19 protein-coding genes and 1 tRNA gene are annotated in these 18,654 nt (G+C 57.8%); 18 read left to right on the plus strand and 2 right to left on the minus strand.

Annotation, left to right across the window (positions count from 1 at the left end):
• Positions 1-3: 3 nt before the first annotated feature.
• The 4 genes from ACR0LX_RS16770 to ACR0LX_RS16785 all read left to right on the plus strand — a co-directional run bounded on the left by ACR0LX_RS16770 (position 4) and on the right by ACR0LX_RS16785 (position 3,637).
• A complete protein-coding gene (locus ACR0LX_RS16770; protein WP_480784697.1) occupies positions 4-1,215 on the plus strand; it encodes a saccharopine dehydrogenase family protein in 1,212 nt (403 codons plus the stop codon).
• An 86-nt stretch (positions 1,216-1,301) separates the two neighbouring features.
• On the plus strand, positions 1,302-2,471 hold the full coding sequence (locus ACR0LX_RS16775; RefSeq protein ID WP_480784698.1) for a carboxynorspermidine decarboxylase: 1,170 nt from the start codon (positions 1,302-1,304) through the stop codon (positions 2,469-2,471).
• The gene (gene speB, locus ACR0LX_RS16780) at positions 2,468-3,322 is read left to right on the plus strand and encodes an agmatinase (RefSeq protein ID WP_480784699.1); all 855 of its coding nucleotides are present in this window, start codon (positions 2,468-2,470) and stop codon (positions 3,320-3,322) included. The genes ACR0LX_RS16775 and speB overlap by 4 nt, the downstream gene beginning before the upstream one ends.
• A 33-nt stretch (positions 3,323-3,355) precedes the next feature.
• Entirely contained in the window at positions 3,356-3,637 is a 282-nt protein-coding gene (locus tag ACR0LX_RS16785; RefSeq protein WP_480784700.1) for a hypothetical protein, read from the plus strand.
• 274 nt (positions 3,638-3,911) lie between these two features.
• Here ACR0LX_RS16785 and ACR0LX_RS16790 read toward each other — a convergent pair whose 3' ends face one another.
• Entirely contained in the window at positions 3,912-5,147 is a 1,236-nt protein-coding gene (locus ACR0LX_RS16790; protein WP_480784701.1) for a RidA family protein, read from the minus strand.
• Between the two features lie 966 nt (positions 5,148-6,113).
• Positions 6,114-6,980 (minus strand): branched-chain amino acid aminotransferase, encoded by an 867-nt coding sequence (locus ACR0LX_RS16795; protein WP_480784702.1) that lies wholly within the window; start codon positions 6,978-6,980, stop codon positions 6,114-6,116.
• A 158-nt stretch (positions 6,981-7,138) separates the two neighbouring features.
• Here ACR0LX_RS16795 and ACR0LX_RS16800 point away from each other — a divergent pair, with 158 nt between their 5' ends.
• The 14 genes from ACR0LX_RS16800 (at position 7,139) to ACR0LX_RS16865 (ending at position 18,650) form a co-directional block, all read left to right on the plus strand.
• Complete coding sequence (locus tag ACR0LX_RS16800) at positions 7,139-7,651, plus strand: MarR family winged helix-turn-helix transcriptional regulator (protein ID WP_480579539.1); 513 nt, start codon at positions 7,139-7,141, stop codon at positions 7,649-7,651.
• Positions 7,648-8,349 (plus strand): response regulator, encoded by a 702-nt coding sequence (locus tag ACR0LX_RS16805; protein WP_480784703.1) that lies wholly within the window; start codon positions 7,648-7,650, stop codon positions 8,347-8,349. Before ACR0LX_RS16800 ends, ACR0LX_RS16805 begins: the two co-directional genes overlap by 4 nt.
• A 69-nt stretch (positions 8,350-8,418) precedes the next feature.
• Complete coding sequence (locus tag ACR0LX_RS16810; protein ID WP_480784704.1) at positions 8,419-9,345, plus strand: histone deacetylase family protein; 927 nt, start codon at positions 8,419-8,421, stop codon at positions 9,343-9,345.
• Positions 9,342-9,584, plus strand: a complete 243-nt coding sequence (locus tag ACR0LX_RS16815; RefSeq protein ID WP_010443127.1) for an exodeoxyribonuclease VII small subunit — start codon at positions 9,342-9,344, stop codon at positions 9,582-9,584. Before ACR0LX_RS16810 ends, ACR0LX_RS16815 begins: the two co-directional genes overlap by 4 nt.
• Positions 9,585-10,451: a polyprenyl synthetase family protein gene (locus tag ACR0LX_RS16820; RefSeq protein WP_480784705.1), complete on the plus strand. Its 867-nt coding sequence runs from the start codon at positions 9,585-9,587 to the stop codon at positions 10,449-10,451.
• Between the two features lie 16 nt (positions 10,452-10,467).
• A complete protein-coding gene (dxs, locus tag ACR0LX_RS16825; protein WP_480784706.1) occupies positions 10,468-12,396 on the plus strand; it encodes a 1-deoxy-D-xylulose-5-phosphate synthase in 1,929 nt (642 codons plus the stop codon).
• A gap of 203 nt (positions 12,397-12,599) precedes the next feature.
• Complete coding sequence (gene napF / locus ACR0LX_RS16830) at positions 12,600-13,112, plus strand: ferredoxin-type protein NapF (RefSeq protein ID WP_480784707.1); 513 nt, start codon at positions 12,600-12,602, stop codon at positions 13,110-13,112.
• Positions 13,109-13,381: a chaperone NapD gene (locus tag ACR0LX_RS16835; RefSeq protein ID WP_480784708.1), complete on the plus strand. Its 273-nt coding sequence runs from the start codon at positions 13,109-13,111 to the stop codon at positions 13,379-13,381. Before napF ends, ACR0LX_RS16835 begins: the two co-directional genes overlap by 4 nt.
• Positions 13,382-13,397: 16 nt before the next feature.
• On the plus strand, positions 13,398-15,890 hold the full coding sequence (napA, locus tag ACR0LX_RS16840) for a nitrate reductase catalytic subunit NapA (RefSeq protein ID WP_480784709.1): 2,493 nt from the start codon (positions 13,398-13,400) through the stop codon (positions 15,888-15,890).
• A 37-nt stretch (positions 15,891-15,927) separates the two neighbouring features.
• Positions 15,928-16,356, plus strand: a complete 429-nt coding sequence (locus tag ACR0LX_RS16845) for a nitrate reductase cytochrome c-type subunit (protein WP_480579523.1) — start codon at positions 15,928-15,930, stop codon at positions 16,354-16,356.
• 30 nt (positions 16,357-16,386) lie between these two features.
• Positions 16,387-17,085: a NapC/NirT family cytochrome c gene (locus ACR0LX_RS16850; protein ID WP_480579521.1), complete on the plus strand. Its 699-nt coding sequence runs from the start codon at positions 16,387-16,389 to the stop codon at positions 17,083-17,085.
• A gap of 12 nt (positions 17,086-17,097) precedes the next feature.
• Positions 17,098-17,355: a hypothetical protein gene (locus tag ACR0LX_RS16855; protein WP_480579519.1), complete on the plus strand. Its 258-nt coding sequence runs from the start codon at positions 17,098-17,100 to the stop codon at positions 17,353-17,355.
• Between the two features lie 104 nt (positions 17,356-17,459).
• Positions 17,460-17,535: transfer RNA gene (locus tag ACR0LX_RS16860), tRNA-Thr, on the plus strand.
• An 86-nt stretch (positions 17,536-17,621) separates the two neighbouring features.
• On the plus strand, positions 17,622-18,650 hold the full coding sequence (locus ACR0LX_RS16865) for a GlxA family transcriptional regulator (RefSeq protein ID WP_480784710.1): 1,029 nt from the start codon (positions 17,622-17,624) through the stop codon (positions 18,648-18,650).
• Positions 18,651-18,654: the final 4 nt, after the last annotated feature.

The following is an 18,654-nucleotide window of genomic DNA, read 5'->3' on the forward strand; positions in this document are numbered from 1 at the left end:
GCTATGGGAAAGACACTTGTCGTAGGCGCTGGCGGCGTTAGCCATGCCGCTGTTCACAAGATGGCTATGAATGCCGATATCTTCACGGATATCACGCTGGCCAGCCGGACCAGATCCAAGTGCGACGCCATAGCCGCAAGCGTCAAGGAACGTGTTGGCGTGGACATCGAGACAGCGCAACTGGATGCGATGGACGTGGACGCCACCGTGGCTTTGATCCGCGAGACCGGGGCTGAAATTCTGGTGAACCTGGCGCTACCTTACCAGGATCTGAAATTGATGGATGCCTGCCTTGAGGCAGGGTGTCATTACCTCGACACAGCCAACTACGAGCCGGAAGACGAAGCCAAATTCGAATATCACTGGCAATGGGCTTATCGGGACAAATTCAAGGAAGCGGGTCTTGTGGCGATCCTTGGGTCCGGCTTTGACCCAGGTGTGACCTCGGTCTTTGCGACCTGGTTGAAAAAGCACAAGCTCGACACGATCCGACAGATCGACGTGCTTGATGCCAATGGCGGCTCGAACGACCAGGCCTTTGCCACAAATTTCAATCCGGAGATCAACCTGCGCGAAGTGCTGCAGGAGGCACGTCACTGGGAACAAGGCGACTGGCGGACCACACCAGCCATGACCCACAAGGTCGAATTCGATTTCCCGGGTATCGGTCCAAAAAACATGTACCTGATGTACCATGAAGAGTTGGAGAGCCTGTCTACCCACTTCCCCGAGATCGAACGCGCACGTTTCTGGATGACCTTTGGCGACGCCTACATCATGCATGCCAAGGTTCTTGAGAACGTCGGCATGACCCGGATTGATCCCGTGATGCATGATGGCAAAGAGATCATTCCGATCCAGTTCCTGAAAACCCTGCTGCCCGATCCCGGAGATCTGGGCGAACAGACCAAGGGCAAAGCCTGCATTGGCGATATTGCCACTGGTCAGGCCAAGGACGGCTCGGGTGAGAAAACCTATTACATTTATAACATTTGCGACCATGAGGAATGTTATGCCGAGGTCGGCTCGCAGGCCGTGTCCTATACCACCGGCGTTCCGGCGATGATCGGCGCGGCTCAGGTCCTCAAGGGGAACTGGGTTGAACCTGGCGTGTGGAACATGGAACAGCTCGACCCGGACAACTTCATGGATATGCTCAACGACCATGGTCTGCCGTGGCAAGTGCATGAGTTGGACGGCCCAGTCGAGTTCTAAGACCTGTGCGCCCCAGGCCAAGTCAAATATCCAGAGGCCCCTGACCGTGTCCGGGGCCGGTTTCTTTCCAATCCAAGGAGGGTGCCATGTCCGAGCTGATGACCACCCAAGCCGGTGATGCCGGGGCATTTCGCGACTTTGACCTGAACCGCGTGCCCAGCCCCTGTTTCGTCGTCGACCAAAAGGCGGTGGAGCGGAACCTTGCAATTCTCAAGGACGTGTCCGATCGCTCTGGCGCCCATGTGCTGAGCGCGCTCAAGGCGTTTTCCATGTTCTCTCTGGCGCCATTGGTCCGGCAGTATCTCGGCGGCACCTGTGCCAGCGGAGTGTTTGAGGCGCGTCTGGGTCGCGAGGAATATGGCGGCGAAGTCGCAACCTTCTGCGCAGGCTACAAAGAGCCGGAGATGGCAGATATCCTCGACCTCTCGGATCATGTAATCTTCAACAGCCCCGCCCAGAAAGACCGGTTTCTTGCTCAGGCGCAGGCGGCTAAGGTTCAGGTCGGATTGCGCATCAACCCGGAACATTCCGAGGGCGAAATCCCAAAATACGACCCTTGCGCGCCTTGTTCTCGATTGGGGACTCCGGTCAGCATGCTGACAGCGGATACCTTGACAGGCGTGGACGGCATTCACATGCACACGCTTTGTGAACAGGGTTTTGAGCCTTTGGCTCGGACCTGGGCTTCGGTCGAAGCAAAACTAACGCCCTACCTGCCCAATCTGAAATGGGTGAATTTTGGTGGCGGACATCACATCACCCGTGCCGATTATGATCGCGCGGCGCTGATCGCATTCCTTCAGGAGGTGCGCCTCAAGCATGGCGTTGAAGTCTATCTGGAACCCGGCGAAGCCGTGGCACTGGACGCGGGAATTCTGGTCGGAGAAATCCTCGACCTGCCGGTAAATGGCATGCCCCTTGCCATCACCGATATCTCGGCAACCTGTCACATGCCAGACGTAATCGAAGCCCCCTACCGCCCGGCCCTGATGGACGAGGCTGAGGCGGGGCACACCTATCGGCTTGGCGGCCCGTCCTGTCTGGCTGGCGATGTGATCGGGGACTTCACTTGGGGTACGCCGCTTGAGATCGGCCAACGCTTTGCCTTTCTCGATCAGGGCCATTACTCGATGGTCAAAACCAACACCTTCAACGGCGTTCCACTGCCCACGATTGCTTTGTGGAACAGCGAGACCGACGAACTGAAAATAATAAAACAGTTTAGCTACGGCGACTTCAAAGAGAGGCTCTCATGAGCGTTTTTCTGGACAGTGAACTTACTCAAGACGAGCGCGATGAGGATGCCCGGTTTCATGTCATTCCAGTACCACTGGAGAGGACTGTTTCCTATGGTTCGGGCACAAAGGCCGGGCCCGCGGCGATTCTTGAGGCATCAAACGAACTTGAGCGTCTTTGCAAAGGTGTTGAGCCTTGCTCAGAGGGGATATACACCCATGCTCCGATTGATTGCACCGGCCCGTTGCCCGAGGTGATGGAACGTATTTCGACCCAAACCGAAGCGACCGTGAAAGCCGGGAAAATTCCCGTTGTCCTCGGGGGCGAACATTCTCTGAGTTACGGTGCTGTTACCGGAGTTTCACGAGCTTTGCGTCAACCCATCGGCATTATTCAGATCGACGCCCATGCGGATTTACGTGTTGCCTATCAGGGCGAAAAGCACTCCCATGCCTCGGTCATGCATCTGCTGTCCGAAGATGGTGTTCGTCTTGCGCAATTCGGCGTGCGCGCGCTTTGTCCGCAAGAGGCGGAAAGTCGTCTCATTAACAAAGTCTTTCACGTCGATGCAGAAGAACTGGTGACCGGCAATGTGCTCTCGGTTGAGCTGCCCGAAGACTTCCCCGAACTGGTCTATGTGAGCTTTGACGTTGATGGGCTTGATCCTAGCCAGATGCCGGCAACCGGGACGCCGGTTCCTGGCGGGCTATCATTTTATCAGGCACTGCATTTGGTGGAGAACGCGTTGAAAGGTCGGCGCTTTGTTGGTTTTGACGTTGTTGAGTTGGCGCCAAATGGAGAGGCCGCGTGGAATTTCACGGCGGCCCAGATTACTTACAGGTTAATGGCGGCGTTCTGGCTAACCCGCTAGTTAAGGATTAGTTTGTTAGGGCGTTTTGATGCCATGTTCCTGATCGTGTTTGGGTTATATGATAAAAGCCGCACTAATCTTGGAAACCCGTTCGAATTTTATCTGGAAAACGTGGGGCACCAGAGCGATCATGTAAGACACTGTTGCGCCTCACTTGTCGAGCACAAACCACTTGGAATTCCGTTTGACGTTGGTGTTTTGGCAAAGAACCTTTTCGCTGCGACACCACCTTCGCTTGGGCAGCGTGAAATCAAGGCTGCTTCCAATATTGCCGACAGCTCGATAGCTGTACACGAACTTGCGGCACACATGTAAATAGCTCTCGTTCATGCGGCGGGGCTTCTGCATGGGACACTTCTTCGATTGCGCTCGCGTGGCAAACATAGGCGTATTTTTCAGAGCGCTCGATGGATTAACTGCTACGAAGGCTGAACATTAATTCTCTGGGCCACAACATGGAGGTTTCGCATCTACAGCGAATTCTCGCGCTGCCAGGCCAGCGCGAGAAAATTCAGTTGTCGAGTCGATCAAAGGAGACATTTTACTTGGCAAAAATCCATCCAGCACATTCTTTGCGAGCGGCGATTGGCTACACTTGCGGCGGAGGCGTGCCTTCACAATTGGAAACGACGGCATCGATCTGCACCAGGGCGCCCATGTTGATATCTGAAACGCCAATAATCGTTCTGGCAGGAAGGTCCCCTGTGAAAAACGTCGTGTAGACGCTGTTTACCGCTTCAATGTCCGCAATATTCCTCAGCTGGATATTGAGTTTGACAGTATCGTCCATGACATGATCGACACTTTCGATGATTGCTTTGATATTGTTCAGGCATTGTTCGGCCTGCTTTGCGATACCACCAGCGACGACTTCTCCAGATGCTGGATGCAACGGAAGCTGACCGGAGATATGGTTATAGTGTGAAAAAGCAACCGTGTGAGCGTAGGGAACACTTGGCGCGTTCTCGGTATTACTTGCTTCTTTGGCAATTAGACGGCTGTCTTCGGCAAGTTGCGGCGGAGTGCCATCGCCATGTGAGACAGCTGTATCAATTTGCACCAACGCGCCCTTGGGCAGTGCGGACGCGTTTACTATTGTTCGCGCAGGAACATAGTCTGGAAAGAACGCCTCGCATGCTTCGCTGACTTCGTCGATATCCGAAATATTCGTGAGATAGATCGTTGTTTTGACCACGTCGTCCATGACATGGCCGATGCTCTCGAGAATTGCCTTAATGTTGTTAAGGCACTGTATTGCTTGCTCTTTTGCACCACCGGAGACGACTTCTCCGGTCTTTGGGTCAAGGGGAAGCTGGGCTGTCAGATTGTTGTAGTGAGAAAAGGCGACCGACTGCGAACTCAGGCCTTTCGGCGCGTTGTCAGTGTTTCGAGATACTTTGATTAGATCCACCGGGTCTTGCGGGGTCGTACCTTCACCGTTTGAGATCAGAGCATCGATCTGAAGCAGCGCATCTCCCAAAGGAAGGTCTGCAACTTCGACGGTCACCCGTGTTGGAAGCTCATGATGGAAGAACGTTGTATACACTTCGTCGACAGCGTCTAAATCAGACATATTCCTGAGAAATATGTTGAGTTTTACGACGTCATCCATGACGTGTCCGATGCTCTCAACAATTGCTTTGATGTTGTCAAAGCATTGCTTCGCTTGCGCTATGACGTCTCCCGATACGATTTTCCCGGTTTCAGGGTCAATCGGAAGCTGGGCCGACAAGTTGTTGTAATGGGAGAAGGCAACTGTTTGCGAACTCAGGTCTTTCGGTGCTTTGTCCGTATTTCGTGAGTTCTTCTTGATATCTTCGGTCATATAGTTGTTCCTCCGGTTTTTTAGGTGTGCAGACGCGCGTACTTGTCTTTGCACAGTACGTTTTGTGGCGGAGCCACCTGTTCTGCAGAGTTTGGATTTCGATCGACCCCACGCGCCTTTAGTCAAAGGGTGACCTATTGCGTTATTGTTTCCTATTATAAATTTAATTTACTATAGATTATGTTTTTGATGCCTGCAATCCCATTTCTCTTGCTCTGAATGTCGCAATACGACAGCCGCAGATTTGGAGGTTTATCGTGAGAAGTCGCTTGCTGACCGAAGAAAACCTCCCGGGCCCGCGCTATAAGCAGCCAGTTCAGTGAACTGCTTTAGTGAGCAGGGTTTGGATGAGGATTGCCCATTGCGGGTCATGTAGGCAATCTCAATCCCCGGTGCCGATGCGGACGCACGGCGCTGGCAGTTCAACCGTGCACGCGCTATCTTCTGGGATGCCTAGTTCCTTAGACAAGATTGTCTATATGCCGACAATCCACAGGACACGCTACCCAGGAACAAGTTAACGTCGACACCGGTTGAAGGACTGTTTATTGGAACAAGACGGCAGGTTGACTTCTTAGCAGGAACGCCCTCAGTCTGCCCCGAAGCGTTGTTTCTCAGCTCGGCCTGAAGAAGCGTGCAGTGAACATCAATTGTTCGATCAAGCCGATGCAATTCCACACGGCTTCAGTCGTCGTACGAAATTGCAGAAACTCAAGCATATCTTTGATCGCGGACGCGCAACTTCTTTTGACGAGACGGATCTGTCACGGCGCAAATGCCGAACCACACCCAGCAAATCCCAAGCGCCGGCGACTGCGCGCCCGAAGTTGGTGTATTTCGGTTGGCCGGTTAATCGTTCCTGATGGGCAGCATCTATCTGACTGTTTTTATCTTGAATTTCAAGAGCCTACAAAAAGAGAACCCCCGCCGAGAGCGAGGGTTTAGGGCTGGTTTGGGATCTATGCGTCAGGTGCGTACGAGTTGCTCGTAATCCTCGGCGATTTCGCGCGTCAGGTCGCCGACCTCGAACGTGTAGTCACCGATCTGACCAACCGGAGTGACCTCGGCGGCGGTGCCGGTCAGCCAGCACTGTTCGAATTCGGCCATTTCCTCGGGCTTGATGCGCCGTTCGTGCACGGTGATGCCCTTGTCTTTCAGCATCTGAATGACTGTCTGGCGGGTGATACCGTTCAGGAAGCAATCGGCCAGCGGGGTGTGGACCTCGCCATCCTTGACGAAGAACACGTTGGCACCCGTGGCTTCGGCCACGTAACCGCGCCAATCCATGAACAGCGCATCGGAACAGCCTTTGGCTTCGGCCTTGTGCTTGGAGATGGTGCAGATCATGTAAAGGCCCGCCGCCTTTGCATGCACCGGAATGGTGTCGGGGCTGGGGCGTTTCCACTCGGCGATGTCCAGCTTGGCGCCCTGCATCTTGGCATCACCATAATAGGCACCCCAGGGCCAGACCGCGACGGCCATGCGGACCGGGTTCTTGGCCGATGCAACACCCATGTCGTCGCCGGACCCGCGCCAAACCAGAGCGCGCACATAGGCGTCCTGCAATCCGCTGGCTTCCAGTGCCTCTTCCTTGGCCTTTTCAATGTCATCGACCGAGTAGGGCATCGGAATGTCCAGCGCCTCGGCCGAGGCAATCAGACGCTCGGAATGTTCACGGCTTTTGAAAATCTTGCCGTTATAGGCGCGCTCACCCTCAAAAACCGAGGACGCATAGTGCATTGCATGCGTCAGGATGTGGACGTTGGCGTCGCGCCACGGCACCAGTTTGCCGTCCATCCAAATGACACCGTCACGATCGTCGTACCCCGCCATGCGAACCCTCCTGAACCGGGATGAAGCTTCAGATGTTGCGCAAATCCGTTGGAATTTCACGTAAATGTTGCGCAAAATCCGGGGATCGATACTCCTGCGGCCTTGGAATGTCAACAACGCTGACATAAGCTTGGCCCGCACAAGCAATGAGGCGCGACATGTCCGAAATCCGGCCCGCTCCGGTCTTTGGTGGGGAAAGCCTGCTGTTTCTGACGGATGAGCAGCTACGGCAAGGTATCGAGGCAATGTTCTTTGCCTATCGCGGCTTTACCGCCGATCCCGATCGTATTCTGGCCCAGATGGCCTATGGCCGCGCGCATCACCGGGCAATTCACTTCATCAACCGCGCGCCCGGGACAACCGTCAACAACCTGCTGGCGATCCTTGGGGTCACAAAACAGTCTCTGAATCGTGTTTTGCGCACTCTGGTCGAAGATGGCCTGGTTGAAAGCCGCGTGGGCACGTTGGACAAGCGTGAAAGACACCTATTTTTGACGGAACAGGGTAAAGCGCTGGAAACCCGGTTGTCTGACGCTCAGCGAGCGCGGATGCGGGCGGCCTTCAAGGATGCAGGGCCCGAGGCCGTTGCCGGGTTTCGCAAAGTGCTTGAAGCGATGATGGATGCTGATATGCGTCATGCCTATACCAAATTGCGGGATACCACTTCATGAGTGACATGGACGCCCATCTTCTGATTGTCGACGATGACGAGCGCATTCGGGATCTGCTCAAGAAATTCCTGATGCGCAGCGGGTTTCTGGTCACTGCGGCCCGCGATGCGGCCCATGCGCGGCGGGTTCTGTCCGGGCTGGATTTCGATCTGATCGTGATGGATGTGATGATGCCCGGCGAGGATGGCGTCAGCCTGACACGCGCGCTGCGCGAAACGCACACCACTCCGATCCTGCTGCTGACGGCAAAGGGTGAAACCGAGCATCGGATTGCCGGTCTTGAGGCCGGGGCGGATGATTATCTGGCCAAGCCGTTCGAGCCCAAGGAATTGCTGCTGCGGATCAATGCCATTCTGCGGCGTATGCCCGAGACCCCGGCGCAGGATGCGGCGGCAAAGATCCTGCATCTGGGCCCGATCCGCTATGACGTCGAGCGGGGCGAGATGTGGCAAGGCGAGGACCCGGTGCGGCTGACCGCCACGGAAAGCCAGTTGATGAAGATATTCTCAACCCAGCCGGGCGAACCGATTAGCCGGGCCAAGCTGGTCGAGGATCTGGGCCGCGACAAGGGTCAGGCGCAGGAACGCGCAGTGGACGTGCAGATCACTCGGCTACGTCGCAAGATCGAACAGGACCCCAAGCAGCCCCGGTATTTGCAGACTGTGCGCGGGGCCGGTTATATGCTGGCACCGGACTGAGACCGCCGCTGCGCGGCGATTTTTAGCCTTCGGTGAGGATGTTTTTTGCCAGATGAAGATGGGATCCCGATGAAGACTGCCCTTTTGACCCATGCCGACTGTCTCGGCCATGTGACGCCGCAAGGCCACCCCGAACGGGTCGCGAGGCTAGAGCATGTACTGCACGCACTTGAGGGGCTGGAACTGAACCGCGTCACCGCACCCATGGCGGCGGATGACGACCTGCTGCGGGTTCATCCGCAAAGCCATATCAGCGATATTCTCGATACCCGCCCCACCGACGGGTTTGCTCAGATTGACGGGGACACGTTCATGTCCCCGGGTTCTGTCGATGCCGCCTATCGCGCAGCCGGGGCCGTGGTGCGAGCGGTCGATCTGGTTCTGGGCGGTGAGTCCCCGAATGCGTTCTGCGCCATTCGCCCACCCGGGCATCACGCCGAGAAAGAAACAGCGATGGGGTTCTGCCTGTTCGGCAACGCGGCGTTGGCGGCAAAACACGCGTTGGATCACCATGGTTTGAACCGGGTCGCGGTGGTGGATTTCGACGTGCATCACGGCAACGGCACGCAGGACCTGTTGTGGGATGAGCGCCGCGCGCTGGTCATCACCAGCCAGCAGATGCCGCTTTGGCCGGGCTCGGGGCGACCTGATGAGACCGGCGCGTTCGAGACGGTTCTGAACATTCCCCTGTCACCGGGGTCGGGCGGCGCCGAAATGCGCGCCGCCTATGAGGCGCAAGCCTTTCCACGCTTGCGGGCGTTCAACCCGGAACTGATCATCATCTCGGCCGGTTTTGACGCGCATCAGGACGATCCGCTGGCCAATCTGAACTGGTCCACCGGCGATTTCGCCTGGATCACCGCCCAGCTGTGCAGGATCGCGGATGAGGTTTGTGATGGTCGTATCGTCTCGACTCTGGAAGGCGGGTATGATCTGAACGCACTGGCCGAGGCGACACGCGCCCATGTGGAAGAACTGATGAAGGCAGTCCGATGACCGATACCCCAGTTGAGCAGATGACATTCGAACAGGCGATGAAAGAGCTTGAGGCCGTAGTCGGCCAGCTGGAGCGCGGCGACGTGGCGCTGGATCAGTCTATTGCTTTGTATGAACGCGGGGCCGCGTTGAAAAAGCGCTGCGAGGATGAGCTGAAGCGCGCTGAAGAAAAGGTCGCCGCCATCACGCTGGATGCGGACGGTCAGCCAACCGGAACGACGCCCGTCGAAGGCCAGTAGATGTTTGACAAAAGTCTCGCGCAGGATGCGGCCCGCATTCAGGCGCAGTTCGACCTGGTTCTGGGTGCTCTGGACGATCTGGATGTGACCCGGGCGATGGCAAATGCTACGCAAGGTGGCAAGCGACTGCGCGGGTTTCTGGTGCTGGAAACGGCGCGGCTTCACGGCATCGATGCCGACCGCGCGATCTGGCCAGCGACCGGGATCGAGGCGCTCCATGCCTATTCGTTGGTCCATGATGATTTGCCCTGCATGGATGATGACGACCTGCGGCGCGGACGTCCGACGGTGCATGTTAAATGGGATGAAGGGACCGCGGTGCTGGCAGGGGATGCGCTGCAGACTCTGGCGTTTGAGCTCTGTACCCGGCCCGAAGTTGGCGCGGCCGAAATCCGGGCGGAATTGGCTCTAACACTGGCCAAAGCAAGCGGCGCGCAGGGGATGGTGCTGGGCCAGGCGCTGGATATCGCCGCCGAAACAGCCACAGACCCGCTGACGCTGGAGGAAATAACGCGTCTGCAAGCCGGAAAAACCGGTGCGCTGATCACCTGGTCGGCCTGCGTCGGGGCGCGATTGGCGCAGGCTGATCCTGAGCCCCTGCGCCGATATGCCCAAGCCCTTGGTCTTGCTTTTCAAATCACCGATGACATTCTGGATGTCGAAGGTGACGCCGACAAGGCTGGCAAGCGCCTGCAAAAAGACGCGGATGCGGGCAAGGCGACTTTTGTCTCGCTGCTGGGTCTGGATGCGGCCAAGACCCGTGCTGCGGACCTTGTGGACCAGGCCTGTGCTGCCCTGGACGGGTACGGCGCATCGGCTGAAACCTTGAAGCAGGCTGCCCGCTTCGTTATTGCCCGGGACAGCTAAGCCAGGAACGCGCCAAATGTCTGACCGCCCGAAAACGCCTCTGTTGGACCTTGTGAACCGCCCTGCGGACCTCAAGCAGTTCTCGGACGCGCAGCTGCACCAGGTTGCGCAGGAATTGCGGGCCGAGACGATCTCGGCCGTGTCCGTCACCGGCGGCCATCTGGGGGCGGGACTGGGCGTGGTGGAACTGACGACCGCGTTGCACGCGGTGTTCGACACACCGCGCGACAAGATCATCTGGGATGTGGGGCACCAATGCTATCCGCACAAGATCTTGACCGAGCGCCGCGACCGTATCCGCACCCTGCGGATGAAGGACGGATTGAGCGGTTTCACCAAACGCAGCGAAAGCCCCTACGACCCGTTTGGCGCGGCGCATTCCAGCACTTCGATCAGTGCCGCTTTGGGCTTTGCCGTGGCGCGCGATCTGGGCGGCGTCACCCCCGAAGGTATGGGCGATGCGATTGCGGTGATCGGTGATGGCTCGATGTCCGCAGGAATGGCCTTTGAGGCGATGAACAATGCAGGCCACTTGAAAAAGCGCCTGATCGTGATCCTGAACGACAACGAGATGAGCATCGCACCGCCCGTCGGCGCGTTGTCCAGCTATCTATCGCGCATCTATGCCGAGGAACCGTTCCACGATCTGAAAGCTGCGGCCAAAGGCGCGGTGTCGCTGCTGCCCGAACCGTTCCGCGAAGGCGCCAAGCGCGCCAAGGAGATGCTGAAAGGCATGGCCGTCGGCGGCACGCTGTTTGAAGAGCTAGGCTTTTCCTATCTCGGTCCCATCGACGGACACGATATGGACCAGTTGCTACCGGTCCTGCGCACGGTCAAGGCCAAGGCGACCGGTCCTATCCTGATCCATGTGCTGACCAAAAAGGGCAAGGGCTATGGCCCCGCCGAGCAGGCCCGCGACAAAGGCCATGCCACTGCCAAGTTTGATGTGGTGACGGGTGAGCAGAAGAAGTCCCCCTCCAATGCGCCCTCTTATACTTCGGTGTTTGGCAAGGCGCTGGTGGATGAGGCCGGACGCGATGACAAGATTGTTGCGGTGACGGCCGCCATGCCCGACGGCACCGGGCTGAACCTGTTTGCGGAACGCTACCCCTCGCGCTGTTTCGATGTGGCGATTGCCGAGCAACACGGCGTGACCTTCTCGGCGGCGCTGGCCGCAGGCGGGATGAAGCCGTTCTGCGCGATGTATTCAACCTTTCTGCAGCGCGGGTATGACCAGGTCGTACACGATGTGGCTATCCAGCGCCTGCCGGTACGCTTTGCCATCGACCGCGCGGGTCTGGTGGGCGCCGATGGTGCGACGCATGCTGGGTCGTTCGACATCGCCTATCTGTCGAACCTGCCCGGAATTGTGGTGATGGCCGCGGCGGATGAGGCGGAACTGATGCATATGGTCGCCACCGCCGCTGCTCATGAAGATGGGCCGATCGCATTTCGCTATCCGCGTGGCGAGGGTGTCGGCGTCGACTTGCCGGAACGCGGCGAAGTTCTTGAAATCGGCAAGGGTCGCCTGATCCAGAAGGGCGCGCGCGTTGCTCTGCTGTCCTTTGGGACACGTTTGTCCGAGGTCCAGAAAGCTGCCGAGGCGCTGTCGGCGCGCGGGATCACGCCAACGGTTGCGGATGCGCGATTTGCCAAACCTCTGGACCGAGAGTTGATCCTTGACCTTGCCGCCGGGCACGAGGCGTTGATCACCATCGAGGAAGGTGCAATCGGCGGGTTCGGCAGTCACGTGGCCCAGTTGCTGGCGGATGAAGGTGTCTTTGATCAGGGTTTGAAGTACCGGTCGATGGTCCTGCCCGATACGTTCATTGATCAATCCAGCCCGGACGACATGTACGCAACTGCCGGAATGAACGCCGAACAGATCGAGGCCAAGGTGTTGGCAGTGCTTGGCGTGGCGTCGATCGGTGAAAAACGGGCGTGACTGCCTTTCGGACGCGCTGCGCGGTATGGCTTGGGCTCGCAGCAGGCCACTTATTGATAAAGATCAGACCTTAAATTCCAATATATGATTAAATTTATAGCTTTATCGAAATGATCTGAGTCAAATTCGAATTCGTCGTGCTAGACTAATGATTGCGCATGGATGTCAGGAACGGCGTCCGTCGACCCAGAGGTAGCAAGCGAATGAACAAGCTAGCAAGCCGGCGCGCTTTTTTACGTGGCAAAGTGCTGCGTCCGGACCCGTCCGCTATCCGGCCACCCGGTGCCGTGGCTGACGGATTTTTCGACCTGTGCGTAGACTGCGACGCCTGTATTGAGGCGTGCCCGCAGGACATCATCGCCCTGGACTCGCAAGGCTGGCCCGAGGTTCGTCTGGATACCAACCCCTGCACCTTTTGCGGAGAGTGCGCGACCTCATGCCCGACCGGCGCCTTGGACCCTGAGCAGATGGCCAACTGGCCGTGGCGGGCGAGCATCGGCGCGACGTGCCTGTCGATGAACGGCGTAAGCTGTCGCGTGTGTCAGGACGCCTGCGACGCGCGCGCATTGCGCTTTCGCCCGCAACTCGGCGGAAGGGCCGAACCGGTTCTGGACCTCGATGCCTGTACTGGTTGCGGCGCCTGCGCCAGCGCCTGCCCCGTCGACGCCGTCAGTTTCGAGCGTCATGAACACACCAGCCCGGAGGGTGCGCAATGAATATTTGCGGCTGTCTTGTCCATGTCACGCCCGCCTTGGTGCAAAGCACGCAGGACGCAATCAACAACGTGAACGGAGCCGAAGTTCACGCCGCCACTGATGACGGCCGCCTTGTCGTCGTCGTCGAAGACACGCCCAACCGTCTCGCCTCGGAGACGATCATGGATCTGCACCAGATCCCGGGTGTGATCACCCTGTCGCTGACCTATCACCATTTCGAAGACCCTGCGGAGACACGTCCGCACCTCAACGCTTCTCGCCAGATGTAACGCCGGAGACCCTATCATGACCATCTCTGAATCCCGCCGGACCTTTTTGAAATCAACCGCCGCCGCCGCGACGGCTTCGGCGGCTGGCCTGCCGCTTGCGACCGGACCGGCCGACGCGCAGATCGGGACCCCCGACATCCGATGGGACAAGGCCGCTTGCCGGTTTTGCGGCACCGGATGCTCGGTTCTTGTGGGCACCAAGAACGGGCGCGTGGTCGCAACACAGGGCGACCCTGACGCGTCGGTGAACCGCGGGCTGAACTGCATCAAAGGTTATTTCCTGTCCAAGATCATGTACGGCAAGGACCGCCTGACCACGCCGTTGCTGCGCAAGACCAACGGCGAATACGACAAGAATGGCGAGTTCGAACCGGTCAGCTGGGACGAAGCCTTTGATATCATGGCCACCAAGTGGAAAGAGGCGCTGGCCAACAAAGGGCCGACCAGCGTTGGCATGTTCGGGTCTGGTCAGTGGACGGTCTGGGAAGGCTATGCCGCATCGAAACTGATGAAGGCGGGGTTCCGGTCCAACAACATAGACCCTAACGCAAGGCATTGCATGGCCTCAGCCGTTGTCGGTTTCATGCGCACCTTCGGCATTGATGAGCCGATGGGCTGCTATGACGATTTGGAAGCCGCCGATACATTCGTGCTGTGGGGCTCGAACATGGCCGAGATGCACCCGATCCTGTGGTCTCGCCTGACGGATACCCGCCTGACCAAGCCGGGCTGCGAGGTCCACGTGCTGTCCACGTTCGAACACCGCTCGTTCGAACTGGCGGACAACGGCATTGTTTTTGCGCCGCAAACCGATCTGGCGATCCTGAACTACATCGCCAACTACATCATCCAGAACAACGCGGTGAATGAGTTCTTCGTTCGCAACCACGTCAACATCACCAAAACCGCGACCGATATCGGCTATGGGTTGCGGGAAACCAATCCGCTGCAGCAAGAGGCGGCGAACCCGGATTCCGGCGAGTTGGAAGCGATCAGTTTTGATGAATACGCCGAAGCGGTTGCGCCTTATACGCTGGAATACACCTCGGAATTGTCAGGCGTCCCAGAAGAACAGCTTGAGCGGCTCGCTCAGCAATACGCCGACCCGACCCGCAAGGTCATGAGCCTTTGGACCATGGGGTTCAACCAACACACACGCGGGTCCTGGGTGAATTCGCTGATGTACAATGTGCATTTGCTGGTAGGTAAGATATCCGAACCCGGCAACTCGCCTTTCTCTCTGACCGGCCAGCCCTCGGCCTGTGGCACCGCGCGCGAAGTTGGCACGTTCTCGCACCGATTGCCTGCTGACATGGTGGTCAACAATGATGAGCATCGCCAGATCTGCGAAACCGCATGGAAGATCCCCGAAGGCACCATTCCGCCCAAGCCCGGATTTCACGCCGTTCTGCAGAACCGCAAGCTGAAGGATGGCGAACTGAACGCCTATTGGGTGCAGTGTAACAACAACATGCAGGCCGCGCCCAACATCAACGAAGAAGGCTATCCCGGTTATCGCAACCCCGAGAACTTCATCACGGTGTCGGACCCTTATCCCACCGTCACTGCGCTGTCGGCCGACCTGATCCTGCCCACAGCCATGTGGGTTGAGAAAGAAGGCGCCTATGGCAACGCGGAACGCCGCACCCAATTCTGGCGACAGCAGGTAAAGGCCCCAGGTGAGGCGAAATCCGACCTGTGGCAGCTGATGGAATTCTCGAAACGCTTCACCGTAGAAGAAGTCTGGGGCGAGGAGTTGCTGGCCAAGATGCCCGAACATCGCGGCAAGACGATGTTCGATGTGCTGTACGCCAATGGCTCGGTCGACCAGTTCCCGCTGTCGGAAACCGCAGACGGGTTCGACAATGACGAATCCGAACATTTTGGCTTTTACGTTCAGAAAGGTCTGTTCGAGGAATATGCCGATTTCGGACGCGGCCACGCCCACGACCTCGCCCCGTTCGAGACCTATCACCAGGTGCGCGGCATGCGCTGGCCGGTCGTGGACGGCAAGGAAACGCTCTACCGGTTCCGCGAAGGGTATGACCCTTACGTACCAGCCGGGGCCGACGTCAAATTCTACGGGCACAAGGACGGCAAGGCCAAGATCATCTTTGCCCCCTATGAACCCGCCCCCGAGGTGCCGGATGAGGAATACGATCTTTGGCTATGCACCGGACGCGTGCTGGAACACTGGCATTCGGGCTCGATGACGCGTCGCGTGCCCGAGTTGCACCGGTCCTACCCGGGCGCTGTGGTCTATATGCACCCAGAAGACGCCAAGGACCGTGGTCTGCGCAAAGGGCAAGAGATTGTTCTGTCCACCCGTCGCGGTGAGGTCAACAGCCGCATCGAAACCGGAGGCCGCAACAAGGTGCCGCGCGGTCTGGTCTTCATGCCCTGGTTCGACGAAGGCCAGCTGACCAACAAGCTGACCCTCGACGCGACCTGCCCGCTGTCGAAAGAGACCGACTTCAAGAAATGTGCCTGCAAAGTGGAACGCGCCTGAACCGCGCCATCCGGACAAGCAACAAGGAACCTGCAAGATGAACAAGATAGTCACGACAGCCGCAGCCCTTCTGACCGCGCTTGGCACCATCGCGATTGCGCAAGAGGTTCGGGATCTGCGCGGCACGCCAGTAGATGCGCCCAGTATCGTGGATACGAAACTGCAATGGGAAGGCCGCGAGGGGCGAATGGTGCGAAACTACCGCCAGCAACCTCCGCTGATACCGCATTCGACCTCGCAATATCAGATCGATATCCGCACCAATCAGTGTCTGTCCTGCCACGACTGGACCAAGGCCGGAGAACGCAATGCCCCGACCCTATCGATGACCCACTATCTGGATCGCGAAGGCCGCGAGTTGGATCACATCGCGGGCACACGGTATTTCTGCAATCAATGCCATGTTCCGCAGGCCGACACCGATCCGCTGGTCGAGAACGTCTTTGTCCCGTCCTACGACAACTGACCAAAACGGATCGAAAAAGGAGCACGTAAGATGGCAGACTCCCAAGACAACCGTGGATTCATTCGTCGTCTCTGGAACTGGTTCTGGAGCCCGATCCCGGTTCTCAGTGTCGGTTTCACCCTGATCGCCGGATTTCTGGGCGGAATCCTGTTCTGGGGCGGGTTTCACTGGACGCTCGAACTGACCAATACCGAGGAATTCTGTACCTCGTGCCACACGATGGAGGTCAATCTGGGCGAATATCGCGAGACCATCCACTACAACAACCACTCGGGCGTGCGCGCCATCTGTTCCGATTGCCACGTACCGCATGAATGGAACCACAAGATCAAAGCCAAGATCATGGCGGTCAAGGATGTCTATCACGAACTGGCCGGCACCATCAGCACCCCCGAGAAATACGAGGCACACCGGCTGAGCATGGCGGCGGCGGTCTGGAAAAAGATGAAAGCCTCGGACAGTCGCGAGTGCCGGAATTGCCACAATTTCGACTATATGGACTTCACCATTCAGGAGGCCCGCGCCGCTTCGGAACATCAACGCGCCATCGACAACAATATGACCTGTATCGACTGCCATCAGGGCATCGCCCACAGCCTGCCTCCTGGATACCTGGAAGAGTACCAGAACGTCACCGAGGGCCTTAGCGCGCGCGCGGGCGACCGGCTCGAAAAACACGCGGCGGCCGGTGATGACATTCGCGATTTCCTGAACACGACCACGGACTGAGGCGGGGTAGATATGCTTGATATTCTTGGAACAATCGGCGGAAACATCCTCAGCCTGCCCGGCATTCTGGGACTGGCGCTGGGAATGATGACCCGCAAACTGTGGCTCGGTGCGCTGATGGGCGGTGTCATCGGTGTGCTTGAAACGCTGGTTTTTGCGGGCTGGCAATTCGCGCATGTCGAACCGCTGGAATTGGTGATTGCTGTTATCGTGGGCGTCTGCGCTGGTAGCCTGGGCACAGCGATCCGCCTGAAGGGCGCAACAGTCTAAGGGCCAGGCTTTGCGACCGGGCTTGTTGGGCCGACTTGGGTGGTAATCCGATCTGAATCCGACTTGCAAGACACGCGCCAACCGTCTAAATGCACGCTTGGTTTGCCTCAATAGCTCAGCTGGTAGAGCAGGTCCTTCGTAAGGACAAGGTCGGGGGTTCGAGTCCCTCTTGAGGCACCAGCTCTCGTAAGAGTCCAGGAATCGTTGCCTACATGCAGCTCGCGCACGCACTCGCCGCATGGGCCGGTTTCCGCTAACGTGCGGTCATGCAGACAAAGACCGAAGGCACCGAGATTCTGATTTTGGTTACGCCGCACTTCAATCTTGCGGCGACGATGGCGTTTCTGGATCCGTTTCGGGCCGCGAATTATCTTGACGGTCGCCAACAATTTACTTGGCACATCGCAAGCGTGGAAGGAGCGCTCTGTCGGGCCAGCAACGGATTGGAGGTTTCCGTCAACCCTCTGGACACACTGAAACACAACCGCCCGGACATTATTGCGGTTTCAAGCAGTTGGACACCCGAGGCCTTCACGAGCGAGCCGCTGCTTTCAGCGATACGAAAATTCGCCAGGACCGGCAGTTTTATCGCAGGAATTGACACCGCCGCGTTCATTCTGGCGGAAGCCGGATTGCTTGAAGGACGGCGCGCGACCGTTCATTACGAACATATTGATGCCTTTGGCGAAAAATACCCGCAGGTCAACGTGTCAGAGGACTTGTTTGCCCATGGAAGCAATATTGGGACCTGTTGCGGTGGGGCGGCAGCCGGTGAATATGCGCTGTTCCTGCTACGCGGAATTGTTGGCGACGCGCTGGCAAACGATTGTGCCAAATATCTGTTCTACCGGAACCTGCGCGGTCCGGGCGCGCATCAGACCGATGATCGTCTAGAACCATTGGGGAACACGGCACCGCCCAAGGTGCGCAAGGCCATCGAGATCATGGAACGTCATTTGGAAACCCTGATCAGCATCCCCGAACTGTGCAAACTGGCGGGCGTGTCGCAACGCCAGTTGAATCGCTTGTTTCGGGACTATGTAAGAACCAGCCCACAACTCTACTACCGTGACATTCGCCTGGACCGGTCGCGGGGGCTGGTGACGCAAACGGAATTACCCATCTCCGAGGTTGCATTGGCATGCGGTTTTCCCAGCCATGTCCATTTTACGCGTGCCTACAAACAGCGCTTTGGCCTGCCGCCCAGCCAGGACCGGATTGAAGGTCGCGTCCCTTTCGAGTTCAGGGCCTGGCCAATGTACCGCCCGGCGCCAGCCGTTCAAAATGACGAATAAGGTT

Source organism: Ruegeria sp. CH11 (genome assembly GCF_056537105.1).

What these genes read in the sequence shown, in the direction of transcription:
- ACR0LX_RS16770 (WP_480784697.1), top strand. Translation starts at nt 4, where the DNA reads ATGGGAAAGACACTTGTCGTAGGCGCTGGCGGCGTTAGCCATGCCGCT.
- ACR0LX_RS16775 (WP_480784698.1), top strand. Translation starts at nt 1,302, where the DNA reads ATGTCCGAGCTGATGACCACCCAAGCCGGTGATGCCGGGGCATTTCGC.
- speB (WP_480784699.1), top strand. Translation starts at nt 2,468, where the DNA reads ATGAGCGTTTTTCTGGACAGTGAACTTACTCAAGACGAGCGCGATGAG.
- ACR0LX_RS16785 (WP_480784700.1), top strand. Translation starts at nt 3,356, where the DNA reads ATGTTCCTGATCGTGTTTGGGTTATATGATAAAAGCCGCACTAATCTT.
- ACR0LX_RS16790 (WP_480784701.1), bottom strand. Translation starts at nt 5,147, where the DNA reads ATGACCGAAGATATCAAGAAGAACTCACGAAATACGGACAAAGCACCG.
- ACR0LX_RS16795 (WP_480784702.1), bottom strand. Translation starts at nt 6,980, where the DNA reads ATGGCGGGGTACGACGATCGTGACGGTGTCATTTGGATGGACGGCAAA.
- ACR0LX_RS16800 (WP_480579539.1), top strand. Translation starts at nt 7,139, where the DNA reads ATGTCCGAAATCCGGCCCGCTCCGGTCTTTGGTGGGGAAAGCCTGCTG.
- ACR0LX_RS16805 (WP_480784703.1), top strand. Translation starts at nt 7,648, where the DNA reads ATGAGTGACATGGACGCCCATCTTCTGATTGTCGACGATGACGAGCGC.
- ACR0LX_RS16810 (WP_480784704.1), top strand. Translation starts at nt 8,419, where the DNA reads ATGAAGACTGCCCTTTTGACCCATGCCGACTGTCTCGGCCATGTGACG.
- ACR0LX_RS16815 (WP_010443127.1), top strand. Translation starts at nt 9,342, where the DNA reads ATGACCGATACCCCAGTTGAGCAGATGACATTCGAACAGGCGATGAAA.
- ACR0LX_RS16820 (WP_480784705.1), top strand. Translation starts at nt 9,585, where the DNA reads ATGTTTGACAAAAGTCTCGCGCAGGATGCGGCCCGCATTCAGGCGCAG.
- dxs (WP_480784706.1), top strand. Translation starts at nt 10,468, where the DNA reads ATGTCTGACCGCCCGAAAACGCCTCTGTTGGACCTTGTGAACCGCCCT.
- napF (WP_480784707.1), top strand. Translation starts at nt 12,600, where the DNA reads ATGAACAAGCTAGCAAGCCGGCGCGCTTTTTTACGTGGCAAAGTGCTG.
- ACR0LX_RS16835 (WP_480784708.1), top strand. Translation starts at nt 13,109, where the DNA reads ATGAATATTTGCGGCTGTCTTGTCCATGTCACGCCCGCCTTGGTGCAA.
- napA (WP_480784709.1), top strand. Translation starts at nt 13,398, where the DNA reads ATGACCATCTCTGAATCCCGCCGGACCTTTTTGAAATCAACCGCCGCC.
- ACR0LX_RS16845 (WP_480579523.1), top strand. Translation starts at nt 15,928, where the DNA reads ATGAACAAGATAGTCACGACAGCCGCAGCCCTTCTGACCGCGCTTGGC.
- ACR0LX_RS16850 (WP_480579521.1), top strand. Translation starts at nt 16,387, where the DNA reads ATGGCAGACTCCCAAGACAACCGTGGATTCATTCGTCGTCTCTGGAAC.
- ACR0LX_RS16855 (WP_480579519.1), top strand. Translation starts at nt 17,098, where the DNA reads ATGCTTGATATTCTTGGAACAATCGGCGGAAACATCCTCAGCCTGCCC.
- ACR0LX_RS16865 (WP_480784710.1), top strand. Translation starts at nt 17,622, where the DNA reads ATGCAGACAAAGACCGAAGGCACCGAGATTCTGATTTTGGTTACGCCG.